Here is a 21,740-nt window from a genome sequence, read left to right as displayed (position 1 = left end):
GCTTCCTCGATTCTGGTGCGTCAGGCGGCGGTGGCGACGACGTCGAGGCGGTCCAGGTTCGGCCCGCCGTTGGCGGTGGTGGCGGTGAGCCGCACGGTGTTGGTGCCGGCGTTGAGGTCGGCGGTGTACGGCACGTCGGCCCAGGCGGTCCAGTCGCCCGTCGGGTTGAAAGCCAGGGCGGGGGCGACCGCGGTGCCGTTGACGGTCAGCGACATGGGGCGGTTGGCGGTCGTGCCGTTGGCGTGGCGGAAGGTCAGCGTTGCCGGTCCGGCGGCGGGGGCGTTGACGGTCCACTGCACCCAGGCGCCGGTGGCGTTCTCGGTGTTGACGAAGCCGGTGCCGGTGAAGCCGGCGTGGTTGCTGTCGACGGTGCCGCCGGAGCGGGAGGCGTTCTCCGCCTCGTAGCGCACCGGTGCGACCGTCGTGGCCTTGTACGCGCGCATGCGGGTCAGCAGCAGGTAGGTGTCCTGCAGGGAGCCGGACGTGTCGCCGAGCGAGCGGTAGATCCCCCACTTGGGCCGCACCCGGTCGCCGAGGAAGGTGTCCAGCCCCGACCGGCTGACGTCGATCACCGGCGTCGCGCCGTCGTGCAGTGCCCAGCGCACCGCGCCCTTGGCCCCGTCGCCGACGGTCATCTCGAACTCGACATCGATCCACTTGTTCTGCAGCGGCGCGAGGTCGGCCCGGCCGACGATGACGTCGTCGTTGAAGGAGTGCAGCTGGATCTTCGGTACGGTGCCGACGCGCTGCAGCGACGTGGTGAGGATGGGCAGCGAGCCGTCGCCGGGCATCTTCATCTGCATGATGTGGGTGAAGGTGGTGGTCGCCTTCAGGCTCCCCGGGATGTACATCGCATAGGTCCAGCGCCAGGTCTCGCCGTTGGCGACGACGAGGTCGGCGCCCTGGGCGTGCATGCCCTTGACCTCTTGGCGCTGCCGGTCGGTCATCGAGTCGCGGTCGACCGTGTGCATGTTGAACCGGAAGTTGTTGTTCTGGACGAAAATGTGCGGCTGCCCGGCCGGGTGGGAGTTGGCGCGGTCGTCCTCGACGCCTTCGAAGGCGCTCAGGCCGTCGACGCTGGCCTCGGGCGCCCAGCGCTGCTGCCAGCCGGTGGCGGCGGCCGCCGCCGTGACCCTTCCGAACACGGAGCCGACGATCGCCGCCCCCGTGACGGCGATCAGTGTCCTGCGTTGCATGGTGGGGTTCCCTTCCGGATGCGGTGCCCGCGGCGCTCGGGCACCGCATCACGCGGTGTTCAGCCGACGGTGATCCGATCGAGATTCGGGCCGCCGTTGGCGGTGGTGGAGGTGAGCCGGATCAGGTTCGTGCCGGCGTTGAGGTTGGCCGTGAACGTTGTCGTGGCCCAGGTGTCCCAGTTGCCCGTGCCGGCGAACGTCGGCGAGGCGGCCGCCGTTGCGTTGACGGTGATGTTCATCGGCCGGGCCGTGGTCGTGCCGTTGGCGTAGCGGACCGTGACCGGCACCGAGCCCGCGCTCGTCGCCGTCACCGCGCACTCCACGTAGGCCCCGACCTCGTTGGTGCCGTTGACGAAGCCGGTGCCGGTGAAGCCGCTGTGGTCGGCATCGACCGTGCCGTGCACGACGGTGCAGTTCTCGGCCTGGTAGTCCACGCCGGTGGAGGTCGAGCAGTTCTGGCTGGACGCGGAGTCCGCGTTGACGCGCAGGGCGCCGCCCGCAGTGTTCTGGCTGCTCTTGACGCAGTAGCCGGAGACGGACTGGAAGCCCATGTCGTACGGACCGCTGCCGGTTCGCTCGGCGGTGAACCCGTCGAAGGTGAGGTTCGCCGCGCCGTTGGCGATGACCGCCGGCCGGCCGTCGCCGGAGGCGAACTCGACCGAGCTGTTCGTCCAGGTGATGTCGTGCGCGTTGTGGACGTACCAGCCGTAGGCCGGGCGGGTGCCGATGCTGTTCGGGTTGTAGTTGTTCGGGTCGTTGCTGGGCACGCCGGTGCCCATGGTGCCGTTGCCGCCGGGCACGGTGATGTGCACGTTGGTGAAGTGCACGTCGGAGATCCGGTTGCCGCCGGACTCGCCCCAGATGGTGGGGCTGAACGACGGGTTGGCGCCGGTGGCGGTGATGTTGTCGTAGGTGATGTTGCTGATGTGGCCGACGCCCGGACTGTTGCCGCAGCGTTTGCGGGTGCCGATCTTCTGCATGATCGGCGACCGCACGCCGGTCATCGTGATGTCGCGGTAGTGCACGTCGCTGATGTTCGCGCCGTCCATGGACACCATGCCAAGGCCGGACTTGTCCGCACCGGTGATGGTGATCCGCTGGAAGTTGTAGTCGGTGAAGTCGCCGCAGGTCTCGGAGCCGAACATCAGCGCGTTGCAGCACTGCGCGGACAGGTGCGAGTCGGTGACGGTGACGTGCCCGTTGGGCAGCTTCGCGCCGAGGGCGTAGTCGCTCTTGAACACCAGCGCGTCGTCGTTGGCGGCGATGTCCGCGTTGGTGACGGTGACGTTGGAGGCGCTGATGACGTTCCAGCCGTCACGGTCGCCGGCGGTGTCGATGTGCAGGTGGTCGGAGGTGATGTGGTTGCAGTTGTTGGTGAGGATGGCAAAGTGCCCGCCGCGGCGGAACGTCACGCCGTCCAGCCGCAGCCCGTCGCAGCGGGTCAGCGAAAGGATCTTGTCGGCCTCCCCCGACGTGGGGTTGCCGGTGATGAGATTGCCGGCCCCGTCGATCGTGCCGGAGCCGGTGATGGCGATGTTCGTGAGGCGGTCACCGTAGATCATCGCGTTGTGGAAGTGGCTGTGGCCGTAGTCCTGGTAGCTGTCGTTGGGGTTGGACTCGGGCGCATCGTAGGTGTCGGCGCTGGAGCCCTGGATGGTCGATCCGGCGTCGAGTTGGAGCGTGACGTTGCTCTTGAGGTGGATGGTGTGCTTCGACTTGTAGTTGCCCGACGGGAACTGCACGGTGCCACCGCCGGCGCTGTTGGCCGCGGTGATCGCGGCGTTGATCGCCGGGGTGTCGTCCGTGGAGCCGTCACCGGTCGCGCCGTAGCTGCGCACGTTGTACGTGGCCGCGTACGCCGCGACCGGCACGCCGAGCATGGCCGCGACGACGGCGAGCACCGCCGCGACCCGAGCGAGTCTGCGCATGTCTGTTCCCCGCCTTCTCGTTGGACGTCGGCTCAGCCGACTGTGATCTTGTCCAGGTTCGGTCCGCCGTTGGCCGTTGTGGCGGTCAGGCGGATGGTGTTCGCGCCGGCGGTCAGCGGCGCCTGGAACGTGATCGTGGTCCAGGTGTCCCAGTCGGCGGTGGCGTTGAACGCCTGGCCGGCCACGACGGTGGTGCCGTTGACGGCGAGGTCCATCGGCCGGTTGGTCGTGGTGCCGTTGGCGAACCGGATGGCGACGGGCGCGGCGCCGGCCGAGGCCGCGTTGACCGCGAGCTCGACATAGGACCCGATGACGTTGGTGTAGTCGACGAACCCGGTCCCGGTGTAGCCGGTGTGGTTGGTGGCGGCCGTGCCCTGCGAGATCGTGCCGTCCTCGGCCTGGTAGTCCACTGGGGACGGTCCGCCGGTCACGGTGGCGTCGAGGTAGTCGATGTTGGGGTTGCCGCCGGCGGTGGTGGCGGTGATGCGGACGGTGTTGGTGCCGGCGCGCACCGGCACGCTCAGCGTCTTGACCGCCCAGGTGTCCCAGTTCGCGGTCGGCGGGAACGAGGTGCCGGCCGCGACCGCGGCGCCGTTGACGCTGATGTCGGCCGGCCGGTCGGCCGCGGTGCCGTTGGCGTAACCGATGCTCAGCCTCGCGGTACCGGCGGCGGCCGCCCCGAGGGTGAACTCCACATAGGACCCCGCGACGTTGTCGCCGTTGACGTAGCCGGTGCCGGAGTAGCCGGTGTGCGTGGTCTCCAGCACGCCTTGCGAGATCGTGGCGTTCTCGGCCTCGAGCCGGCCGGGCGGCGGCGCCGCGGCGCCCGCGTAGTCCGAGCCGACCCACGCCTCGTCGATGCGCAGCCGGTTGTTGCCCTGGCTGTTCACCTTCTCCAGGCGGACGTGCCGGGCGGTGGTACGGGGCAGGTCGATGATCTGCACGCCGCGTGCGTTGGGCAGCGTGCCGGACTTGATCTGCGTCCAGGCGGTGCCGTCGTTGGAGGTGTAGACCCGGTAGTCGCGGATGCGGGCCGACCCGGAGGCCGGGTAGACCGTCGAGTCCTCGCGCTGGTTGACGGCCAGGTACTGGATCGGCTTGGCGGAACCGAGGTCGAAGCTCAGCGAGACGGGCTGGGTCGTGCCGGCGTCCCAGTAGGTCAGGTAATTGCCGTCGGTGGCCGCGGAGGCGGCGTGCCCGCTGGCGGAGGCGCTTGCGCTCATCGTGTAGGTCGACGGTGGGATGATGCCCGCACGGCCGTTGGTGACGACCTTGAAGACGGTGTCGTAGGTGTCCCAGCTCGAGACGCCGGTCAGGGTCAGGGTGCCGCCGCTCTGGGTAAAGGCGACCGCGGTCCCGGTCCGCAGGTTGGTCACCGACGAGACCCGGTAGCCGTTGTCGCGCACGGACAGCGTGCTGCCGGTCGGGCGGTCGGTGACGTGGATGTACTGGAGGTTGGGGTCGGTCTTGCTGATCGTGGTGACGCCGTAGGCGCCGTTGTTCCACGCGCCCGGCTTCAGGCCGCCGTACATGTAACCGCCGCCCTCGGTGCCGTGCAGCGACGGCCAGATGGGACCGAGGTAGCCATTGGCGAAGTTGTTGAAGTTCGCCTGATTGGACGGGAACTTCCCGTTGACCATCGCGGTCTCGGCCATCAGTGATTTCACCGAGGAGCCGGCGTTGGTGACCATGCGGCCCAGCGTCAGCTTGTTGTCCACCGCCGAGTTGCTGCCGTCGTACCACCATGCGCCGGTGGACGGCAGCTTGTAGTCCGCCTCGATCAGCCGCGGCGCCGCCGTGTACACCGCCTGCGGGTAGTCGTACGACGGCGTCATGCCGGTCTTCTGTTCGTTGCTGATCATGTCCATGATCGGCGTGTCTTCGTTGTTGTTGCTGATCGTGTAGCTGGGTCGCTGCTGGTAGATCTGCTGGTAGAGGTTGTGGTCGAGCCAGTACTGGTTGTCGTTGTCGATCCAGAACCCGCCGAGGTCTGGGTAGCGGTCCATCACCTCGAAGAACAGGTCGTAGCTGAACTCCCCGAAGCCGTCGCGGGTGGTCAGGTCCACGTTGTGGCCGGCATAGGACGAGAACGCCTTGGAGTCCAGCCAGCTCTGCCCGGACGACAGGCCCTCGTTCCACCACTGTGGATCGTCGGTCATGTACAGGATGGTGCGCATGCCTGCGGCCTTCGCCGCGGCGATGGTCTCGCCGAGGAAGTCGCGGCTGGTCTTGCAGCTGCCCGGGATCGCCGACGGCCACGGCCGGGCGTAGCCGAGCCGGCTGTGGAACGTCGCGAGGACCAGGTACTGCAGGTGCAGCTTCTTGGCCTCGTTGACCCAGTAGTCGGCGCTCCAGCCGCCGTTGGTGACGTCCGCCTCCCACTGGCTGCAGCTGGTGTGCTGCGGCGACGTGCGCTCTCCCCAGTGCAGGAAGAGCCCGCCGACCGAGTCGCGCAGGAACTGCTGGCGCGGGTTCTGCAGATCGGCCCGCGCGCCGGGCATGTCGAGCACGAGCACGGTCGCGGCAACGAGCAGCGCGCCGAGCCACATGCTGATCCTTCGCCTCACCTCTACCCCCTCATGGGCAATAGGTCGGATCAATTAAGTTTCCTTGATATTTCGCGGAGTCTAATCACAGGACATAGTCGGACGGAAGTCCGCGCGCCCGCTAAATTAGTCCGATGATTCCCGGGACCGACCCCTTGACCGACATCGATACAGATCGGTATGTTGTCCGGCACGCCGGCCAAGGAGGCGACAGGCGTCCACATATGTGTCCCCCGTCCAGCGGGTCGGGAGAGGAGTCCCCGCGTGCGTACGTACCTTGCGGCCGCCCTCGTGGCGGCGCTGACCGGAGGCGGCATCGCCGTCGCCGGCCCGGCGTCCCCGGCGTCGACGGTCTACGAGGCCGAGCAGGCCTCCGTGTTCCACGGCACGGTCGACGCCGACCACGCCGGATACACCGGCACCGGCTTCGTCAACAGCGCGAACGAGACCGGCGCCTATGTCGAGTTCGCGGTGCACGCCACCGCCGCCGGCACCGCCGGCCTGACCTTCCGATACGCCAACGGCACCACCGCCGACCGTCCCGGCACGGTCAGCCTCAACGGGGCGGTCGCGGCGACGCCCGCGTTCACCGCGACGGCGAACTGGGACACGTGGGCCGCCACGACGGTGGCCGTGACCCTGACCGCCGGCACCAACCTCGTGCGGGTCACCAGCACCACCGCGGGCGGCCTGCCCAACCTGGACTCGCTCACGGTCGCCGACGGCTCGACCGGCGGCGGCACGGACTGGTCCGACGCGGTCGTCGACTCGACGATGCGACGGTTCACCCCGTCGAGCGTCGGCGGCTGGAGCTACCCCGTCGCGCTGTACCTGATGGGGCAGTACCAGGTGGCGCTGCGCACGACCGACCCGGCCCGGCGAGCCGCGCTCATCGCCTACATCCGAGCGTGGGCGGACCGGTTCGTCGACAGCTCCGGCCACATCTCCAACAGCTTCACCAGCCTCGACAGCATGATGCCCGGCCAGGTCATGATCGCGATGTACCGCGAGACCGGGCTGGCCAAGTACCGCCTGGCCGCCAAGCAGATCCACGACCGGCTCGCGCCCGGCGGCGGATACCCGACCACGAACGACGGCGGGTTCTGGCACGCCACCAGCTCCAGCCGGGCCCACCAGCTGTGGGCCGACGGCACGTTCATGGCCGACCCGTTCATGGCGCAGTACGGCCACTACGTCGGCGACAGTGCCCAGTCCTACGACATTGCCGCGAACCAGCTGATCGTCTACGCGAGCCACCTGCAGCAGCCCAACGGCCTGCTCAAGCACGCCTACGACGAGTCCAGGGCGGCGTCCTGGGCGGACCCGTCGACCGGCCTGGCCCCCGAGTACTGGTGCCGCGCCGTCGGCTGGTTCGGCATCGCCGCCATCCAGGTGCTCGATCTCATCCCGCCCGACCACCCGCGCCGCGCCCGGCTCATCGCGATCCTGCAGAACCTGGTGCGCGGCATGGCCACCTATCAGGATCCGGCCAGCGGCCGCTGGTTCCAGGTGGTCGACAAGGGCAGCCGGACCGGCAACTGGACCGAGACGTCGTGCTCGGCGATGTACACCTACACCGTCGACGCCGCCGTCAAGCGCGGCTACGTCCCGGCGTCGTACCAGTCCACAGCGGACGCGGGACGGACCGGCGAGCTCAACCGGATCTCTTTGCACAGCGACGGCCTGACCTACCTGACGACCATCTCGGTCGGCACCAACGTCGGCGACTACGCCTACTACATCGGCCGCACGCAGGCCACGAACGACTTCCACGGCCTCGGCGCCTTCCTGTTCTTCGCCGAGGAGTCGTTCCACTGAAGCAGCTTCGCGATCTCTCAAAGAGATGCCCTCCGATGTCTTGCGCCGCGCACGCCCGGTCGCTACGGTGTCGAGTTAATTGATAGGCAGACTTCCTAACAGTTCGGGCGGAGCGCCGCCGCCACGGCCCCCGGATCTGCCAAGCCCTACCTCTCTGGAGGAGAAGCTGTGGGACGAAAGCTCAAGGCCGCCCTCGTCGCGCTCGCCACGACGTCCAGCGCGGTCGCGGTGACGCTGTTCATGGCGCCGGCGGCGCACGCCGCCGGCGGCCCGAGTGCGAGCGCGCTGCTGGCCAAGGTGAAGAACTGCACCGTGGTCTCGCACGGCAAGTACGCCACCGACGACGGCGCGTCGTCGACGGTGAACATCTGCAAGTCCGGCTCGGCGTTCTTCTGGAAGTCCGACATGGACATCGACTGCGACGGGCTGCGCACGTCGAAGTGCAACGAGGACACCGACCCGTGGTATCAGAACGAGACGTCGTTCGAGACCTCGAAGGGCCGGCCGTTCCAGGCCGACAGCACGCGCTACTTCGTGATCCCGCTGCCCAGCTCCCGGTTCGACTACACCGCCAACGGCATCAAGCCGGGTAGCGTCGCCGCGGTCATCTACAACAACAAGGTCGTCTATGCCGTGTTCGCCGACGAGGGCCCGAACAACATCATCGGCGAGGCGTCCTACGCGACCGCGAAGGCGCTGGGCATCAACCCGGATCCGGAGAACGGCGGCGTCGACTCGGGCGTGACGTTCATCGTGTTCCCGGGCAAGGTGCCCAGCCCGATCGAGTCCAACAGCGCGATCGACAGCAAGGGCATCGCCGCGGCGAACGCGTTCGTCAACGGCTGACCCAACCGACCGGGGGCGTCCCGTGGCCGGGCACGGCTACGGGACGCCGCCCGCACTCGGCGGGTGGCGGCGGCGATCGATCTGGGTCCTTACGAACTGCTCCATGCCGGCCACGTGTACCGCGGCCCGCAGCCGGGCCAGCTCCGGGTCCCGCGCCCGCAGCGCGGCCAGGATGGCGCGGTGCTCGTCGAGCGTCTGCCTGGCCACGCCGTCCTCGGCCAGCTCCCGCCACCGCCGCGCCCGCATGGTCTGGCCGGACAGCAGCTCGGTCAGCGACGCCAGCACCGGGTTTCCGGACGCCTCCACGATGAGCCGGTGGAAGGCGCGGTCGTGCTCGAGCAGCGCGTCGACCCGTCCGTCGTCGACCCGTCCGTCGTCGACGAGCCCGGCGGCCTCGTCGAGGATCTCGGTGAGCCGGTCCAGCTCGGACTCGCCCAGCCGGACCGCCGCCCGGCTCGTCGCGTGCGACTCAAGGGCCCGCCGGGTCTCCAGCAGGAACAGCTCCGAGCTGTCCTGGTGAAGGTCCATGGTGATCGCGAGGGAGCCCAGCAGCAGGTGCGGCTCCAGGCTGGTGACGTAGGTCCCGTCGCCCTGCCGGCTGTCCAGCACGCCGACCATCGTCAGCGACCGCACCGCCTCGCGCAGGGTACCGCGGGACACGCCGAGCTCGGCGGCCAGCGCCCGCTCGATCGGCAGCTTGTCGCCGGCCCGGAGACGGCCGTCGAGAATCATCGTCTTGATCGCCCCGACGGCGTCGTCGCTCAACGCCATGACGCACCACCCCCAGACCGGACATCTTATTCTTGGTCCGGCCTGACGCGTCGGTGCGCCCGGCGCCGTTACGTGAGTCAATGTCCTCCTCCATTCGGGCGCGGTGGCAGCTCCGGTCAGCCCTTGGTGGCACCGCCCGTGAGCCCCTTGACGAAATGCCGCTGCAGGGCGAGGTAGAACGCCAGGACGGGCAGCGTGGCCAGGAACATCAGCGCGAACACGGAGCCGAAGTCCGATTGGTACTGGCCGATCGCGCGGTACACGCCGGTGGTGACGGTCGTGCCGCGGCCAGGACCGAGGATGATGAGCGGATCGATGAAGTCGTTCCAGATCCACACGCCGAGGAAGATCATCACGCTGGCGCTGGCCGGTCGCAGCAGCGGGAACACCACGCGCCAGAACACTTGGGCGCGGGCGGCGCCGTCGATGGTGGCGGCCTCCTCGAGCTCGACCGGAATGGTGCGGATGAAGCCGGCGAAGACGAACATGCCGAAGGGCAGGTAGTAGCCGACGTTGAACAGGATCAGCCCCTGGACGGTGGCCATCAGGTGCCCGGCGCGCAGCACGTCGGTGATCGGGATGAGGATCACCTGCGGCGGGATCATGAGCCCGGCGAGCAGAACCAGGGTCAGTGCCCTGGCCCAGCGGCTGCGGGTGCGGGCGACGTAGTGCCCGAGCATCGCCGAGAGCACGACGAGGATGAGCACGGAGATCGTGGTGACAATGACGCTGTTGATGAGGCTGGCCCAGAACAGGCCGTCGGGCCGGGTCAGCACCGCGACGATGTTGTCCAGCGTCGGTGGCCGGGGCAGCGACGCCGGGGCGGCGGAGATCTGGTTGCCGGGCTTGAACACGTTGGTCAGCACCAGGTACAGCGGAACGAAGAACACGGTGGTGACGGCGAGTGCGGTGACTGGGCGCAGCCAGGGGATCCGGTCGTTCACAGGTCGATCTCCCGGCCTCGCAGGATCCGCAGGGCGACCGCGGTGGTGACGCATACGATCGCGAGCATGGCGATGGCCATCGCGGAGGCGTAGCCGACGTGGTTGGCGTCGAAGCCGGTCTGCAGCACGTCGAACGCGATGGTGGCGGTGGTACCGGCGCCGGGGCCGCCGTTGGTGATCACCTTGATGTAGTCGTATGTCTTGAACGCCGAGATCAGCAGGACGACGGTGTTGATGGTCAGCGCTGGGGCCAGCAGCGGCCAGGTGACGGCCCGGAAGCGGTGGAAGGCGCCGGCGCCGTCGATGGCGGAGGCCTCCTGCAGCTCCACCGGGATGCCCTGCAGCCCGGCCAGGTAGACCACGACGCAGAAGCCCAGCATCTGCCACGAGATGATCGATGCCACCGAGTACAGGGCGTAGTCCGGGTCGGACAACCAGTTGGGTGGCCGGTCGAGGCCGAGCGCCCGCAACGCCTGGTTGAGCGGCCCGTCGGTGTCCAGCAGCCGGGTCCAGATGACGCTGACGACCACCGAGCTGAGGATCACCGGCGTGAAGAACACGCTGCGCATCGCGTTGTAGAACTTGCCGGACCGGTCCAGCAGCAGCGCGACGAGCAGCCCGAGCACGTTGGGCACAATGACGACGATCAGGGTCAGCATCGTGGTGACGCGCAGCGCGGTGAGGAACTGCTCGTCGCGCAGCAGCATCCAGTAGTTGTGCGCGCCGACGTAGCGGGTGGGCGGGTTGAACGGGTTGGCATTGGTCAGGCTGTAACCGAAGCTCACCGCGATCGGGGCCAGCACGAAGCAGGCATATACCAGCACACCGGGGGCGCCGAAGCCGGCGAAATGGGCGAGCTCGGCCCGGGCTGGACCGCGCCGGCGCCGAATACGGCGCGGTCCAGGCTCGTGCGCCGCCGTCCCCCGCACGGCGGCCGTCCCCGACGGTGTTGCGGTGCGCAAAGGCATCTCAGCTCGCCTTGGCCCACTCGGTGTCGAGGTACGCGGCGGCCTCGGCGGCCGTCTTCCGCCCGCTGATCAGGTCCTGGGCTGCGGCGTCGACCTTGGCGGCCATGCCCGGCAGCAGCCCGTCGTCGGCCGTCTCCCAACGGAAGGTGTGCACCACCGCGTTCTGGGCGACGGCACGCTGGTAGAGGTCGAAGCCGGCCTTGTACACGGCGCCGACGTCGGCCGGCGGGGTGTAGCCCTTGATAGCGGGAAACAGTCCGTCGGCCTTCACCGAGGCGTCGAGCTGGGTCTTGTCGAGCTGGAAGGCCAGCGCGAAACTCTTGGCCGCGTCCAGGTTTGCCGCCTTGGCGCTGACGATCATGCCGCCGCCGGTGTAGGCGGGCACGACCAGCTTGCCGTCCGCGGTGGGGAAGTTGAACACGCCGATGTCGAACGGGTGCTTGCTGTCGGCGCTGGCGGCGAACCAGTTGCCCATCGGGTACATCGCGCCCTTACCGTCCAGGAACGCCTGCTCGGTGGCGGCGTAGTCCCGCGACACGTCGGACTTGGCGATGTAGCCCTGCTGGGCCAGGCCTGCGAACTTGGCCAGGGCCGCGGTGAAGTCCTGGTCTGCGAACTTCACCTGACCGGCAAGGCGTTTGGTCAGCCAGTCCGCGGTCTTGCCGTACACGTCGACACTGACGATGCCGGCCAGGATCATCGAGGAGGCGAAGGTGTCCTTGCCTCCGCCCACGACGAACGGCGTCACGCCCTTGGCCTTGAGCTTCGCGGCCACGTCGAGCAGTTCGGCCCAGGTCTTCGGCGTGGCGGTGATGCCGGCATCGGTGAACATCTGCTTGTTGTAGTAGATCGGCGGGATGGTCTGGGTGTTGGCCGGGAGCTGGAAGTACTTGCCCTTGATGGGGTTGGCGGTCGGGAAGACGAAGTCCTTGAGCTCGTCTGGCTGCCAGGCGTAGAGGTTGCCCGCCTCGGCGAACCCGGCCGGTGAGACGGCGATCATCACATCGGGGAACTGCCCGGACTGCAGCAGCTGCTTGGCGTAGTCGGTGCGCCCGTCGGCGGTCGGCGCGACCAGCTTGTTGACCTTGATGTCGGGGTACTTGTCGGTGATCCGCTTGATGGCGGCGTCCCAGTAGGCCGGGGTCAGGTTCGGTGTTTCGAAGGTCAGGAAGCTGATGGTCTTCGTCCCGGAACCGCTGTCGGAGCCGCCGACGCTGCAACCTTGTACCGCGACGCCGGCGAGGAGTCCGACCGCGGTGCCGAGCGCCTGCCGTCGTGTCAGAGATGGCATGTGGGGTGTCCCTTCCGAACGCGCAGAGGCGGTGCGCGATGAGCAGGCAGACAGGAGGGCGAAACCACAAATGAACGCGCGTACATTGTTCAGCCCGGGACGCTACGCCCCACGCGCAGGACCGTCAATGGTTGACGGGCTTCAGCCGGGGAGCCGATACTGGCGTCCGGTTTCATGTACGCGTGTTCAGCGGGAGAGGATGGGCGATGGCCACGAGCGAAGAGGTGGCGCGCCTGGCCGGGGTGTCCCGGGCGACGGTCTCGCGCGTTCTGTCCGGCACGGCGAAGGTCAAGGACGCCACCCGGATCCGGGTCGAGGCCGCCGCGGCCCGCCTCGGCTACCAGCCCGACGTGGCCGCGCAGAGCTTGTCCGGGGCCCGGTCCAAGACGATCGCGCTGGGCTTCTTCGCCAACGACGTCTGGACCCTGTCGCAGCTGACCCGGCCGCAGTACCACTTCCACCTCGACGTGCTGCACCACATCGAGGCAGCGGCCGCCAAGGCCGGCTACGACCTGCTGGTGCCCTCACGCCCGACCAGCGCGGCCAGCGACAGCTACGTGCGGCTGCTGCGGTCCCGGCGAGTGGCCGGCACGATCATGGTCGCCTGCCCCCCGGACGACGTGCGGATCCAGGCCCTGGTCGAGTCGGGACTGCCGACCGTCTTCGTCGACGCGATCGGCGCCGGCCCGCACGCCACCTACGTGGCCTCGGACAACACCGACGGCGCCCGGCAGATCACCGAACACCTCCTTGCGCTCGGGCACCGCCGCATCGCCCGGATCACCGGCACCGAAACCGACCCGTCCGGCCGCGACCGGCTCGCCGGCATCCGCGCGGCGCTCGGCGCGGCCGGCATCCCCGAGGACCCCGGCCTCGCCCGCCGGTCGGACTGGTCCACCGAGGGCGCCTACCGCGCCGCGCTCGACCTGCTCGAAACCCGCCGGGACTTCACCGCCGTCATCGCCGAGAGCGACATGATGGCCATCGGCATCCTCCGCGCGCTGCACGAACACGGCCTGCGGGTGCCCGACGACGTATCGATTACCGGGTTCGACGACATCGACCTGGCGGCGTTCACCCAGCCTCCGCTGACGACGGTCCGGCAGGACACCGACGCTATCGGGGCCGCCGCGATCACCACACTGCTCGACATCATCGACGGCGGGACCGCACTGCCGATCCTGCTGCCCACCGAGGTCGTCATCCGCCGCTCGACCGCAGCACCGCGCGCATGACCGCCTCGGCCATCACCGGCGGATTCGCCGAGGGTCTCTGGTGCCTGTCCACCCCCAACAGCAGCTACGTGCTCGCCATCGCCGCCGACGGACGCCTCGTGCAGCTGCACTGGGGGGCCCGGCTCTCTCCCGGCGACGGGTCCCGCCTCGGCGAGGCCGCCGCCGTGCCGCCCTACCAGCTGCCGCTGGAGAGCCAGGAGCCGCTGCCGGTCGACGGTGGCCTGCGCTGGGGGCCGCCGTCGCTGCAGATCGCCTTTCCCGGCGGCGTCCGGTCGCTCGAGCTCAAGCTCGTCGACGACGTCGCCGCCGCCGCGCCCGGCACACACCGGCTCGACCTGGTGCTCGCCGACACGCACTTCCCGCTCCAGGTCGTCCTGCACCACCGCGTCCGCGACGACTCCGACGTCATCGAACGCTGGGTCACACTCCGGCACACCGCAGACAGCGGCGAACCGCTGCGGATCATCCGCGCCGACTCCGGCAACTGGCTCATCCCCCAGCTCGGCGACTACCGCTACAGCGTCGTCAGCGGCGGCTACTACGCCGAGGGCCAGCTGCGGCGCGGACGGCTGCCCGATGGGGAGTACCGCCTCACCAGCCGCACCGGCATCACCGCGCACCACGCCAACCCCTGGATGATGATCGACGACGGCACGGCCACCGAGGCACACGGGCCGGTGTGGAGTGTGGCGCTCGCGTGGAGCGGCTCCTGGCGCCTCACCGCCCACCGCCATTTCCAGGGCCGCGCCGCCGTCAGCGCCGGGTTCGGTCACGATGGCCTCAGCTGGCCCCTCGACCCCGGCGCCGAGCTGACCACACCACCGATCCTGGGCCTCTACACCGACGGCGGGTTCGGCGCGGCAAGCCGCGGCTGGCATCAGTACGCCCGCGCCCACGTGCTGCCGCACCCTGGCGAGGACCGGCCGGTGCTGTACAACTCGTGGGAGGCCGTCGAATTCAACGTCGACGAGACCGCACAGCTCGACCTCGCCCGCCGCGCCGCGGATATCGGCGTGGAACTGTTCGTCATCGACGACGGCTGGTTCAGCACCCGTACCAGCGACCGTTCCGGCCTCGGCGACTGGTGGCCCAACCCCGGCCGCTTCCCCAACGGGCTGGCCACCGTCGCCCGGCACGTCCACCAGCTCGGGATGCGGTTCGGCGTCTGGGTCGAACCAGAGATGGTCAACCCCGACAGCGAGCTGTACCGCGCCTACCCCGACTGGGTAATGCATTTCCCTCACCGGCGCCGCGACGAGCTGCGCCGCCAGCTCGTGCTCAACTTCGCCCGCGCCGACGTACGCGCCTGGGCCATCGACTGGCTCGACCGGTTCGTCACCGACAACGACGTGGACTACCTCAAGTGGGACATGAACCGCGGCTTCAGCCAGGCCGGCTGGCCCGAACGTGGCGACGCCCAGGACTGGCTGTGGATCGACCACACCCGCGGCGTCTACGAGGTCATCGACCAGTTACGTGCCCGGCACCCGGCGCTGCGCATCGAGTCCTGCGCCGGCGGCGGCGGACGCCTCGACTTCGGGATCCTGGCCCGCACCGACCAGGTCTGGCCGTCGGACAACACCGACGCCTACCAACGCCAGTCCATCCAGCACGGGCTGAGCCAGCTCTACCCTGCCACCGTCATGTCAGCCTGGGTCACCGACAAACCGTACAGCCGCGACGAACAGCGCAACCAGTACGCCTACCACGTCGCCATGGCCGGCGTCCTGGGCATCGGCAGCAACCTCAGCGCCTGGACCGACGGGCGCCACGAGCAGGCCCGCCGCAATATCGCCCTCTACAAGCAGATCCGTGCGATCGTGCAGCGTGGCGCGCAGTACCGCGTCGGCGATCCGCCCGGCGCCGGCCTCACCGCGATCCAGTACCTGCTCGGGGACGAGACCGTCGTCTTCGTCTACCGCCCGCGCGCCGAGGTCACGCCCGACCCCGACACCGTCCGCCTCGCCGGCCTCGACCCGAACGCCACCTACACCGACCCGGACACCGGAACCGTCGCCTTGGGCCGGACCCTGATGTCCGCCGGCCTGCCGGTCTGCAGCCGACTGCCCGCCGGCGACTGGGCCAGCGCCGTGATCCGCTTCAACCGCACCGGCTGACGCCGAATAGGAACCCGGTGACCAGCGCTGCCATCTCGTTCGGCCGCTCCAGCGGGAACAGGCGAGGGCCGACGCAGCCCCCGCCGCCGGGGGTCCCGGTCATCGGACTACTCCACGGCCGGCGGCGGGCTGATCTCGCGCTTGAGGATCTTCCCGGTCGGCCCCTTCGGCAGCGCGTCGAGCAGCCAGATCCGGCGGGGGTACTTGTACGCCGCGACCTGGCTCTTGACGTACGCCTGCAGGCTCTCGACGGTCTCGGTGACGCCCGGTCGCAGCACCACCGCGGCGCCGACCTCCTCGCCGAGCGCGGCATCGGGGATGCCGACGACCGCCGCCTCCAGCACGGCCGGGTGCTCGTAGAGGACCTCCTCGACCTCGCGGGGGTAGACGTTGTACCCGCCGCGGATGATGAGCTCCTTCTTGCGGTCGACGATGAAGAGGTAACCCTCGTCGTCGGCCCGGGCCAGGTCGCCGCTGCGGAACCAGCCGTCCGGGATCGCCTCCTCGGTCGCGTCCGGCCGGCGCCAGTAGCCCTTCATCACGTTGTGACCGCGGATGGCGATCTCGCCGACGGCGCCGGGCGGCACGTCGGCGCCGGTGTCGTCGACCACGCGGATCTCCACGCCGCGGATCGGGGTACCGATGGAGCCGGGCTTGCGCGGGCGATCGGGCTGGTTGAACGAGGCGACCGGCGAGGTCTCGGACAGGCCGTACCCCTCCAGGATGATGCAGTCGAACGTCTTCTCGAACCCGTGCAGCACCTCGACCGGCAGCGCAGCCCCGCCGGAGACGCAGACCCGCAGCGCGTCGTAGCGCGGCAGGCCGGCAACGGCGCCGGCGGCGCCGAGCAGCGCCACGTACATGGTCGGCACGCCCTCAAAGACCGTCACCCCGTCCCGGTCGAGCACGTCGAGGACTACATCGGGCACGAACCGCGGCACCAGCGTCAGGCAGGCGCCGGCGCTGATCGCGGCGTTGAGGCCGCAGGTCTGACCGAACGAGTGGAACAGCGGCAGCCCACCGAAGATCACATCGTCCGGCCCGAGGCGGAACAGATCCCGGGCAGCGACCTCGACGTTGGTGGTCAGGTTGGCGTGGGTCAGTTCGGCGCCCTTGGGCTGGCCGGTCGTACCCGAGGTGTAGAGGATGACACCAGTGTCGAAGGGGTCACGATGGCAGACACCCAATTCACGGGGCACCGGTAGGTCCGCGCCGAAGCCGGCCTCCACGACCGTGCAGTCGATGCCGGCCCGCGCCGCGCCGGCGTTCGCCGCGCCGGCACTCGCCGCGCCGGCAAAGATCATCCGGGCCTGCGAATCGCCGAGGTAGTAGGCGACCTCACGCTCCTTGAACAGCGGATTCATCGGTACCACGACGGCGCCGGCGCGCAGGATCGCGTAGTACACGACCGCGAACTCGGGGACGTTGGGCAGCATCACGGCGATCCGGTCACCCGGCCGCACCTCACGGCCGGCGAGAAGTCCGGTGACGCCAGCGACTCGCCGCTCGAGCTCCTGGTAGGTGAGCACGGTCTCGTGCAGCCGGACCGCGGGGCGGTCGGGGAATGCGCGCGCGCTGCGCACAAGATTCCCGGCGAGATTCATGGCGGACCTCCGAGCGGCGGTTGAGGTGCCACGATTCTGGCCAGCGGCGGGCCGGCCGAGCCATGTCCCCCGGAACACGGCCCCGAGCCGGTAAGTTGTGCCCGCGCACAACGCCGCACCCTCCCCCGGCCCCACCCGGGCCCGTACGCTTCCCGGATGGCGCACTTACCCGCCTTCCCCGGGCCGACCGTCGCCGCGATCAGCGAGCGGCTGTTCGGCCGGATCGACGAGCTCGCGGACGAGCTCACGGCGGCGATCCGTGCGGCGGAGCCGTTCTACGACGCCGGGAACGTCGTGCCGACCGCCGACCTGCGCAGCTCGATCCACGACAATCTGGTGTACATCCTGAGCCGGCTGGCCGGCCGGGCCTCGCCCGAACTCGGGCCGCCGCGGGCGACCGGCCGCCGCCGCGCCGAACAGGGGGCGCCGCTGCCGGCGATCCTGCACTCGTACCGCGTCGCCGGCACGCACATCTGGTCGGCGATCGTCGAGGAGGGGCTGCGCTTGGACGGCAACGCCGAGGCGCTGCTACCCGCCGCGTCCGAGCTGTGGTCGATCATGGATGAGCTGTCCAGCTCGGTCACCGACGCCTACCGCGAGACGGTGGCCGAGATGATCCGCAGCCACGCGCAGACCCGCAACGCCATGCTCGACGTGCTGCTGCACGGCGACGCCGGCGACGGGTCCCGGCTGTGGGAGAGCGCGGCCGGGCTGCGGCTGCCGCGCAAGGGGGTGTTCGTCGTCGCCGCCGCGCACGCCGAGCGGCTCGGCGCGGAGTCGATCCCCCACGCCGAGGAGGCGCTGCGGGCCCGCGACATCGAGTCGGCCTGGCGGGTGGAGATCAATGCGCACGTGGGCGTCGTGGTGCTGACCCCGCGCAACACCATCGACCGGCTGTGTGCCCTCCTCGCCGAACTGGCCGGCGGGCCGGTCGGGGTCAGCGAGCAGTACCACAGCCTGGAGCAGACCCCGACCGCGCTGCGGCAGGCCCGGCTCGCGTACGCCACCGGCGCGCAAACCGAGCGCGGCGTGATCCGCTACGAGCAGGTGCCAATCGCGGTACTCCTGGCGAGCGCGCCGGACGCGGCGGCCGGTGTCGCCCAGGCGGTCCTCGGGCCGGTCCTCGCCCTGCCGACGCAGGAGTGCCAGCTGCTACTGGCGACGCTGCGGGCCTGGTTCGCCGCGGACGGGGCTACGTCGGCGGCGGCCGCGAAGCTGTACCTGCACCGCAACACCGTGCGGTACCGGCTGCGGCGGGTCGAGGAGCTCACCGGGCGCAGCCTGACCCGGCCGGCCGGCATCGCGGAGCTGCACCTGGCACTGGAGGCGGCCCGGATCCTGCAGATCCCGATGTGAGGCCTGCGGGAGTCCAAACCGAGGCTAATGGTGCGGGGCTCAGACTCCTTTGCCCGGCCGGTTTATGCTGTGGCGACCGGGGAGAACAGAACTTCCAACGCTTCGCCGCCTGCGACGCACGGTCCCGTCAATACGTGCGACCAGCCGCCGATGACGAGCCGCTGGATGCCGACTGGCGCCTCATCGACCCGGATCGCGACCATTTCCGCACACGCTCGCGCAGTTCTACTGGTTACGGCACCAATCAGGCACCGAGGAGCGAGGGCCGGATTACTACGTTGCCGCTCGGCTGTACTCCCCGCTCTTCTTCATTGATCCGGAGACTGTTCCGATCGTGCCGGACATGGCGGACAACGTTCGAGTGTTTCCGGCGGCCGGGCGGATCCGAACCTGGAAAGCGGTACCGGCGAGGAAGGGCTACCGCTGTGTGGTGCCGCTTGCTGGGGGCACACCGCCAAGGCCCGGGAGCTATTGACCGGCAGCGCTGACCCGAACTTGCGGGAGGACGACGGGCGCGGGCACACGGCAGTCGAGTGGGCCGAGATCGGCGGGCATCGCAGCACCCTGGAACTCCTGCGCGCCGTCGCCTCGCCGCATCGTAGGGAGCGATCCGCGGGATAGGTGAACGGACGGTGACGGCCGCCGGCCCGCCGCGCCGCCTCAGCGGCAGAAGTGCGCATCCGATCAAGGCCAGGTTGGAGTACGCCATTGGAGACGGATGCGGTCATCAGCGATGATCGGATCATGAAGTACACCCACGTGTGTCCTAAGTGCCACGCGTCGAGCGTCGCTCGTGTCCCTGGAGCGGTGGGTGCCTACGGGGCGGGCAACAACATCCTTGTGGGGATCACCACCTTCGGCGCCGTCCCGGTCTCCCGGTATGTCTGTCTGAACTGCGGCTTCGTCGAGGAGTGGATCGACACACCAGAGCACCTGGCTAGGCTGCGGCAGAAATACGGTCAGTCAACCGGCCCATCCGGAGCCTGATCCGGTGATGCCGGTCCAGCCGGCGCCGGCCCAGGCGGCGCCGTTCCACTACGGGCGTTGTTGCAGCAGCAGCGCGGCCGCGCCGGAGACCGCCGCGGTGGCCTGCGAGGTCCCGGTACCGCGGAAGTACCGCTGCCCGGGGTCGATCGCGGCGGGCAGCAGACCGGTCGGGCAGTTCGTGTCGATGTAGGAGCCGGGGTCGCGCAGCGACACGATCGACCGGCCGGGTGCGAGCAGGTCGGCGTTAACGATCGGGGCGGCGGACCCGGCGAATGCCGGATGCGCCGCCCCGATCCGCGTGCACGCGTCCACGCTTCCGGCCCGCTCAGCTCCAGGTGCCGCCGGACCATCCGTCGCTGGACCAGGTCCGGCCCGACCAGGTGCCGGCCGACCAGGTCCTCCCGGACCAGGTGCGCCCTGACCAGGCGGGGTCGCTCCAGCCGGTTGTGGCGCTGCCGGCCCACGGGGCCGCGGTCCAGGTGCCCGCCGCCCAGGTCTTCGACGCCCAGGAGGTGCCGGTCCAGTCGTCGCCGGCGAGCCGGTAGCCGAGCCACAGGCCACCCGACCAGGACGGCGTGGTCGACTTCGCCCACAGCGAGGTCTGGAAACTGCCCCAGATCGTCCTCTCGCCGGTGAGCCTCACGCCGTCGAGGGTCAGGCTGGCAGTACCGCGGGAGCCTTGCAGCGACCCGCTGCCGGTCGACAGCGAGCCCGTGTAGGGCGCCGGCGTGGTGCCGGTGCGGGCGAGGGCGCCGTTGACGTTCAGCGCGGACAGCCCAAGCGTCTTGGCGGTGCCGAGAGGCAGTGCGGAGCCGCCCTTGACCAGCCAGTCCTTGATCTGGTCGGGGGTGGCGGCCGGCTTGGCCTGCAGCAGCAGGGCGGCGGCGGCGCTCACCACGGCGGTCGCCTGGGAGGTGCCGCTGCCCTTGAACAGGGTGGTGCCGACCCGGGCGTCCGGGTACAGGTTGTCGACGTTGGAGCCCGGATCGCGCAGCGACGCGATCGAGGTGCCCGGCGCGAGCAGGTCGACCTGACCGGCCGTACCGATGGCGAGGTTCGTGAACGTCGCCAGGGTGTCGTCGGCGGTCGTCGCCGTGCCGTTGGTCGCGGTCGCGCCGACCGAGAGGATCGAGTCGTCCATCGCCGGGTTGGTCAGCGCGCCGGCGGCGTTGCCGTTGTTGCCGGCCGCGGCGACGACCACGATGCCGGCCTTCCACGCCTTCTGCACGGCGAACTGCAGCGGGTCGGTCCACGACTGGGTGGCGCCTCCGGAGCCGTACGAGAGGTTCAGCACCCGGATCGGGGCGGCCGGGTCGTCGAAGCGGTGCTGGATCACCCAGTCGATCGCGGCGATCATCTGCGACACGTCGACCGCACCCGTGGCGGTGCCGATCTTGACCGAGGTGAGCTTCACGTCCGGGGCGATGCCCTTGGACCCGGAGGCGGTGTCGTTGCCGACGATGATGCCGGCCATGTGCGTGCCGTGCCCGTAGCTGTCGAGGTAGCGCAGGTTCGCCGCCTGCGACTCGAACGACAGGTCCGGACCATTGACGATCTGGGCCGCCGGCAGCCCCGGGACCGACGCGACGCCGGTGTCGATGAGCGCGACGCCGACCCCCTTGCCGGTCAGCGTCGCCGCGGCGCCGGTGTCGGCGCCGATACTCGACCGGACCTGCGCCAGCGTGGTCGCCGACGCCGCCGTGCCGGCTGAGGCCACGTCGGCGGTCGCGACGCCGGAACCGGCGAGCACGACCGGCACGGCAACGGCTCCGGCCACGACGACGCGCAGTCTCTTAGCAGTCTTCACAGGTTGGTGCTCCGTCCTTGGAACAACTGGTCAGCACCAACCGTGACCGCCCACCGGCCGATCGGCACTGGCCACGCCGCGAATCTGCCCGGCCACCCGACACGAACCATCCGGCCGGTGTCCAACGCTCGTCCACCCCGCAACCTGGCCGCAACCCCCCGCCGCCTGGCCTGCACCACCGGCCCCCCGGGACGAAACTCGGAGGCAACCGCGGGGCCGCCCCAGCCGCGTCCGCCTGTGCGCTGCCGCCGGCCTGGCGTTGCGGCCTCGATACCCGGCCGCCGGCGGCCGGGCGTCTGACCGGCCGACGGCATAGCCCGGGCAGC

The 21,740-nt window shown here is 69.8% G+C and carries 16 protein-coding genes; 6 read left to right on the top strand and 10 right to left on the bottom strand.

Features of this window, described 5'->3' with window-relative positions:
- Positions 1-20: 20 nt before the first annotated feature.
- The 3 genes from ACQEVU_RS20080 to ACQEVU_RS20070 are packed head-to-tail and all read right to left on the bottom strand — an operon-like array spanning position 21 to position 5,691.
- Complete coding sequence (locus ACQEVU_RS20080; RefSeq protein WP_433325663.1) at positions 21-1,196, bottom strand: carbohydrate-binding protein; 1,176 nt, start codon at positions 1,194-1,196, stop codon at positions 21-23.
- A 59-nt stretch (positions 1,197-1,255) separates the two neighbouring features.
- On the bottom strand, positions 1,256-3,124 hold the full coding sequence (locus ACQEVU_RS20075) for a glycosyl hydrolase family 28 protein (RefSeq protein WP_433325661.1): 1,869 nt from the start codon (positions 3,122-3,124) through the stop codon (positions 1,256-1,258).
- A 32-nt stretch (positions 3,125-3,156) separates the two neighbouring features.
- A complete protein-coding gene (locus tag ACQEVU_RS20070; RefSeq protein WP_433325659.1) occupies positions 3,157-5,691 on the bottom strand; it encodes a discoidin domain-containing protein in 2,535 nt (844 codons plus the stop codon).
- A 243-nt stretch (positions 5,692-5,934) separates the two neighbouring features.
- Here ACQEVU_RS20070 and ACQEVU_RS20065 point away from each other — a divergent pair, with 243 nt between their 5' ends.
- Positions 5,935-7,488, top strand: a complete 1,554-nt coding sequence (locus ACQEVU_RS20065) for a glycoside hydrolase family 88 protein (protein WP_433325657.1) — start codon at positions 5,935-5,937, stop codon at positions 7,486-7,488.
- A gap of 168 nt (positions 7,489-7,656) precedes the next feature.
- The gene (locus ACQEVU_RS20060) at positions 7,657-8,334 is read left to right on the top strand and encodes a glycoside hydrolase family 75 protein (RefSeq protein WP_433325655.1); all 678 of its coding nucleotides are present in this window, start codon (positions 7,657-7,659) and stop codon (positions 8,332-8,334) included.
- Between the two features lie 36 nt (positions 8,335-8,370).
- On the opposite strand, the gene ACQEVU_RS20055 is transcribed toward ACQEVU_RS20060, so the two are convergent.
- The 4 genes from ACQEVU_RS20055 to ACQEVU_RS20040 all read right to left on the bottom strand — a co-directional run bounded on the left by ACQEVU_RS20055 (position 8,371) and on the right by ACQEVU_RS20040 (position 12,308).
- On the bottom strand, positions 8,371-9,105 hold the full coding sequence (locus tag ACQEVU_RS20055; RefSeq protein WP_433325653.1) for a FadR/GntR family transcriptional regulator: 735 nt from the start codon (positions 9,103-9,105) through the stop codon (positions 8,371-8,373).
- Positions 9,106-9,221: 116 nt separating this feature from the next.
- Positions 9,222-10,049 carry a carbohydrate ABC transporter permease gene (locus ACQEVU_RS20050; RefSeq protein WP_433325651.1) on the bottom strand — a complete coding sequence of 276 codons (828 nt, stop codon included), beginning with the start codon at positions 10,047-10,049 and terminating at the stop codon, positions 9,222-9,224.
- Positions 10,046-10,852, bottom strand: coding sequence for a carbohydrate ABC transporter permease (locus tag ACQEVU_RS20045; protein ID WP_433325649.1), 807 nt, complete (start codon positions 10,850-10,852; stop codon positions 10,046-10,048). The genes ACQEVU_RS20050 and ACQEVU_RS20045 overlap by 4 nt, the downstream gene beginning before the upstream one ends.
- Before the next feature lie 166 nt (positions 10,853-11,018).
- Positions 11,019-12,308, bottom strand: a complete 1,290-nt coding sequence (locus ACQEVU_RS20040) for an ABC transporter substrate-binding protein (RefSeq protein ID WP_433325647.1) — start codon at positions 12,306-12,308, stop codon at positions 11,019-11,021.
- A gap of 206 nt (positions 12,309-12,514) precedes the next feature.
- Between ACQEVU_RS20040 and ACQEVU_RS20035 the strand changes: the two genes are divergently transcribed.
- On the top strand, positions 12,515-13,543 hold the full coding sequence (locus ACQEVU_RS20035) for a LacI family DNA-binding transcriptional regulator (protein WP_433325645.1): 1,029 nt from the start codon (positions 12,515-12,517) through the stop codon (positions 13,541-13,543).
- Positions 13,540-15,660 (top strand): alpha-galactosidase, encoded by a 2,121-nt coding sequence (locus ACQEVU_RS20030; RefSeq protein ID WP_433325643.1) that lies wholly within the window; start codon positions 13,540-13,542, stop codon positions 15,658-15,660. The genes ACQEVU_RS20035 and ACQEVU_RS20030 overlap by 4 nt, the downstream gene beginning before the upstream one ends.
- A 107-nt stretch (positions 15,661-15,767) precedes the next feature.
- On the opposite strand, the gene ACQEVU_RS20025 is transcribed toward ACQEVU_RS20030, so the two are convergent.
- Positions 15,768-17,264, bottom strand: coding sequence for a long-chain-fatty-acid--CoA ligase (locus ACQEVU_RS20025; protein WP_433325641.1), 1,497 nt, complete (start codon positions 17,262-17,264; stop codon positions 15,768-15,770).
- A 156-nt stretch (positions 17,265-17,420) separates the two neighbouring features.
- Between ACQEVU_RS20025 and ACQEVU_RS20020 the strand changes: the two genes are divergently transcribed.
- Positions 17,421-18,620, top strand: coding sequence for a PucR family transcriptional regulator (locus tag ACQEVU_RS20020; protein WP_433325639.1), 1,200 nt, complete (start codon positions 17,421-17,423; stop codon positions 18,618-18,620).
- Between the two features lie 744 nt (positions 18,621-19,364).
- A complete protein-coding gene (locus tag ACQEVU_RS20015) occupies positions 19,365-19,607 on the top strand; it encodes a hypothetical protein (RefSeq protein ID WP_433325637.1) in 243 nt (80 codons plus the stop codon).
- Between the two features lie 48 nt (positions 19,608-19,655).
- Here ACQEVU_RS20015 and ACQEVU_RS20010 read toward each other — a convergent pair whose 3' ends face one another.
- Positions 19,656-19,919: a S8 family serine peptidase gene (locus ACQEVU_RS20010; protein ID WP_433325635.1), complete on the bottom strand. Its 264-nt coding sequence runs from the start codon at positions 19,917-19,919 to the stop codon at positions 19,656-19,658.
- Positions 19,920-19,932: 13 nt separating this feature from the next.
- Positions 19,933-21,414, bottom strand: a complete 1,482-nt coding sequence (locus ACQEVU_RS20005) for a S8 family serine peptidase (RefSeq protein WP_433325633.1) — start codon at positions 21,412-21,414, stop codon at positions 19,933-19,935.
- Positions 21,415-21,740: the final 326 nt, after the last annotated feature.

This window comes from Dactylosporangium sp. CA-139066 (assembly GCF_050936175.1).
Classification (GTDB): domain Bacteria; phylum Actinomycetota; class Actinomycetes; order Mycobacteriales; family Micromonosporaceae; genus Dactylosporangium.
Note: the sequence above shows the minus strand (reverse complement) of the source record. Positions and strands in the feature narration are given on the sequence as shown.

Coding starts and splice junctions, on each gene's coding strand:
- ACQEVU_RS20080 (WP_433325663.1), bottom strand. CDS start 1,196: ATGCAACGCAGGACACTGATCGCCGTCACGGGGGCGGCGATCGTCGGC.
- ACQEVU_RS20075 (WP_433325661.1), bottom strand. CDS start 3,124: ATGCGCAGACTCGCTCGGGTCGCGGCGGTGCTCGCCGTCGTCGCGGCC.
- ACQEVU_RS20055 (WP_433325653.1), bottom strand. CDS start 9,105: ATGGCGTTGAGCGACGACGCCGTCGGGGCGATCAAGACGATGATTCTC.
- ACQEVU_RS20040 (WP_433325647.1), bottom strand. CDS start 12,308: ATGCCATCTCTGACACGACGGCAGGCGCTCGGCACCGCGGTCGGACTC.
- ACQEVU_RS20035 (WP_433325645.1), top strand. CDS start 12,515: ATGGCCACGAGCGAAGAGGTGGCGCGCCTGGCCGGGGTGTCCCGGGCG.
- ACQEVU_RS20030 (WP_433325643.1), top strand. CDS start 13,540: ATGACCGCCTCGGCCATCACCGGCGGATTCGCCGAGGGTCTCTGGTGC.
- ACQEVU_RS20025 (WP_433325641.1), bottom strand. CDS start 17,264: ATGAATCTCGCCGGGAATCTTGTGCGCAGCGCGCGCGCATTCCCCGAC.
- ACQEVU_RS20020 (WP_433325639.1), top strand. CDS start 17,421: ATGGCGCACTTACCCGCCTTCCCCGGGCCGACCGTCGCCGCGATCAGC.
- ACQEVU_RS20015 (WP_433325637.1), top strand. CDS start 19,365: ATGAAGTACACCCACGTGTGTCCTAAGTGCCACGCGTCGAGCGTCGCT.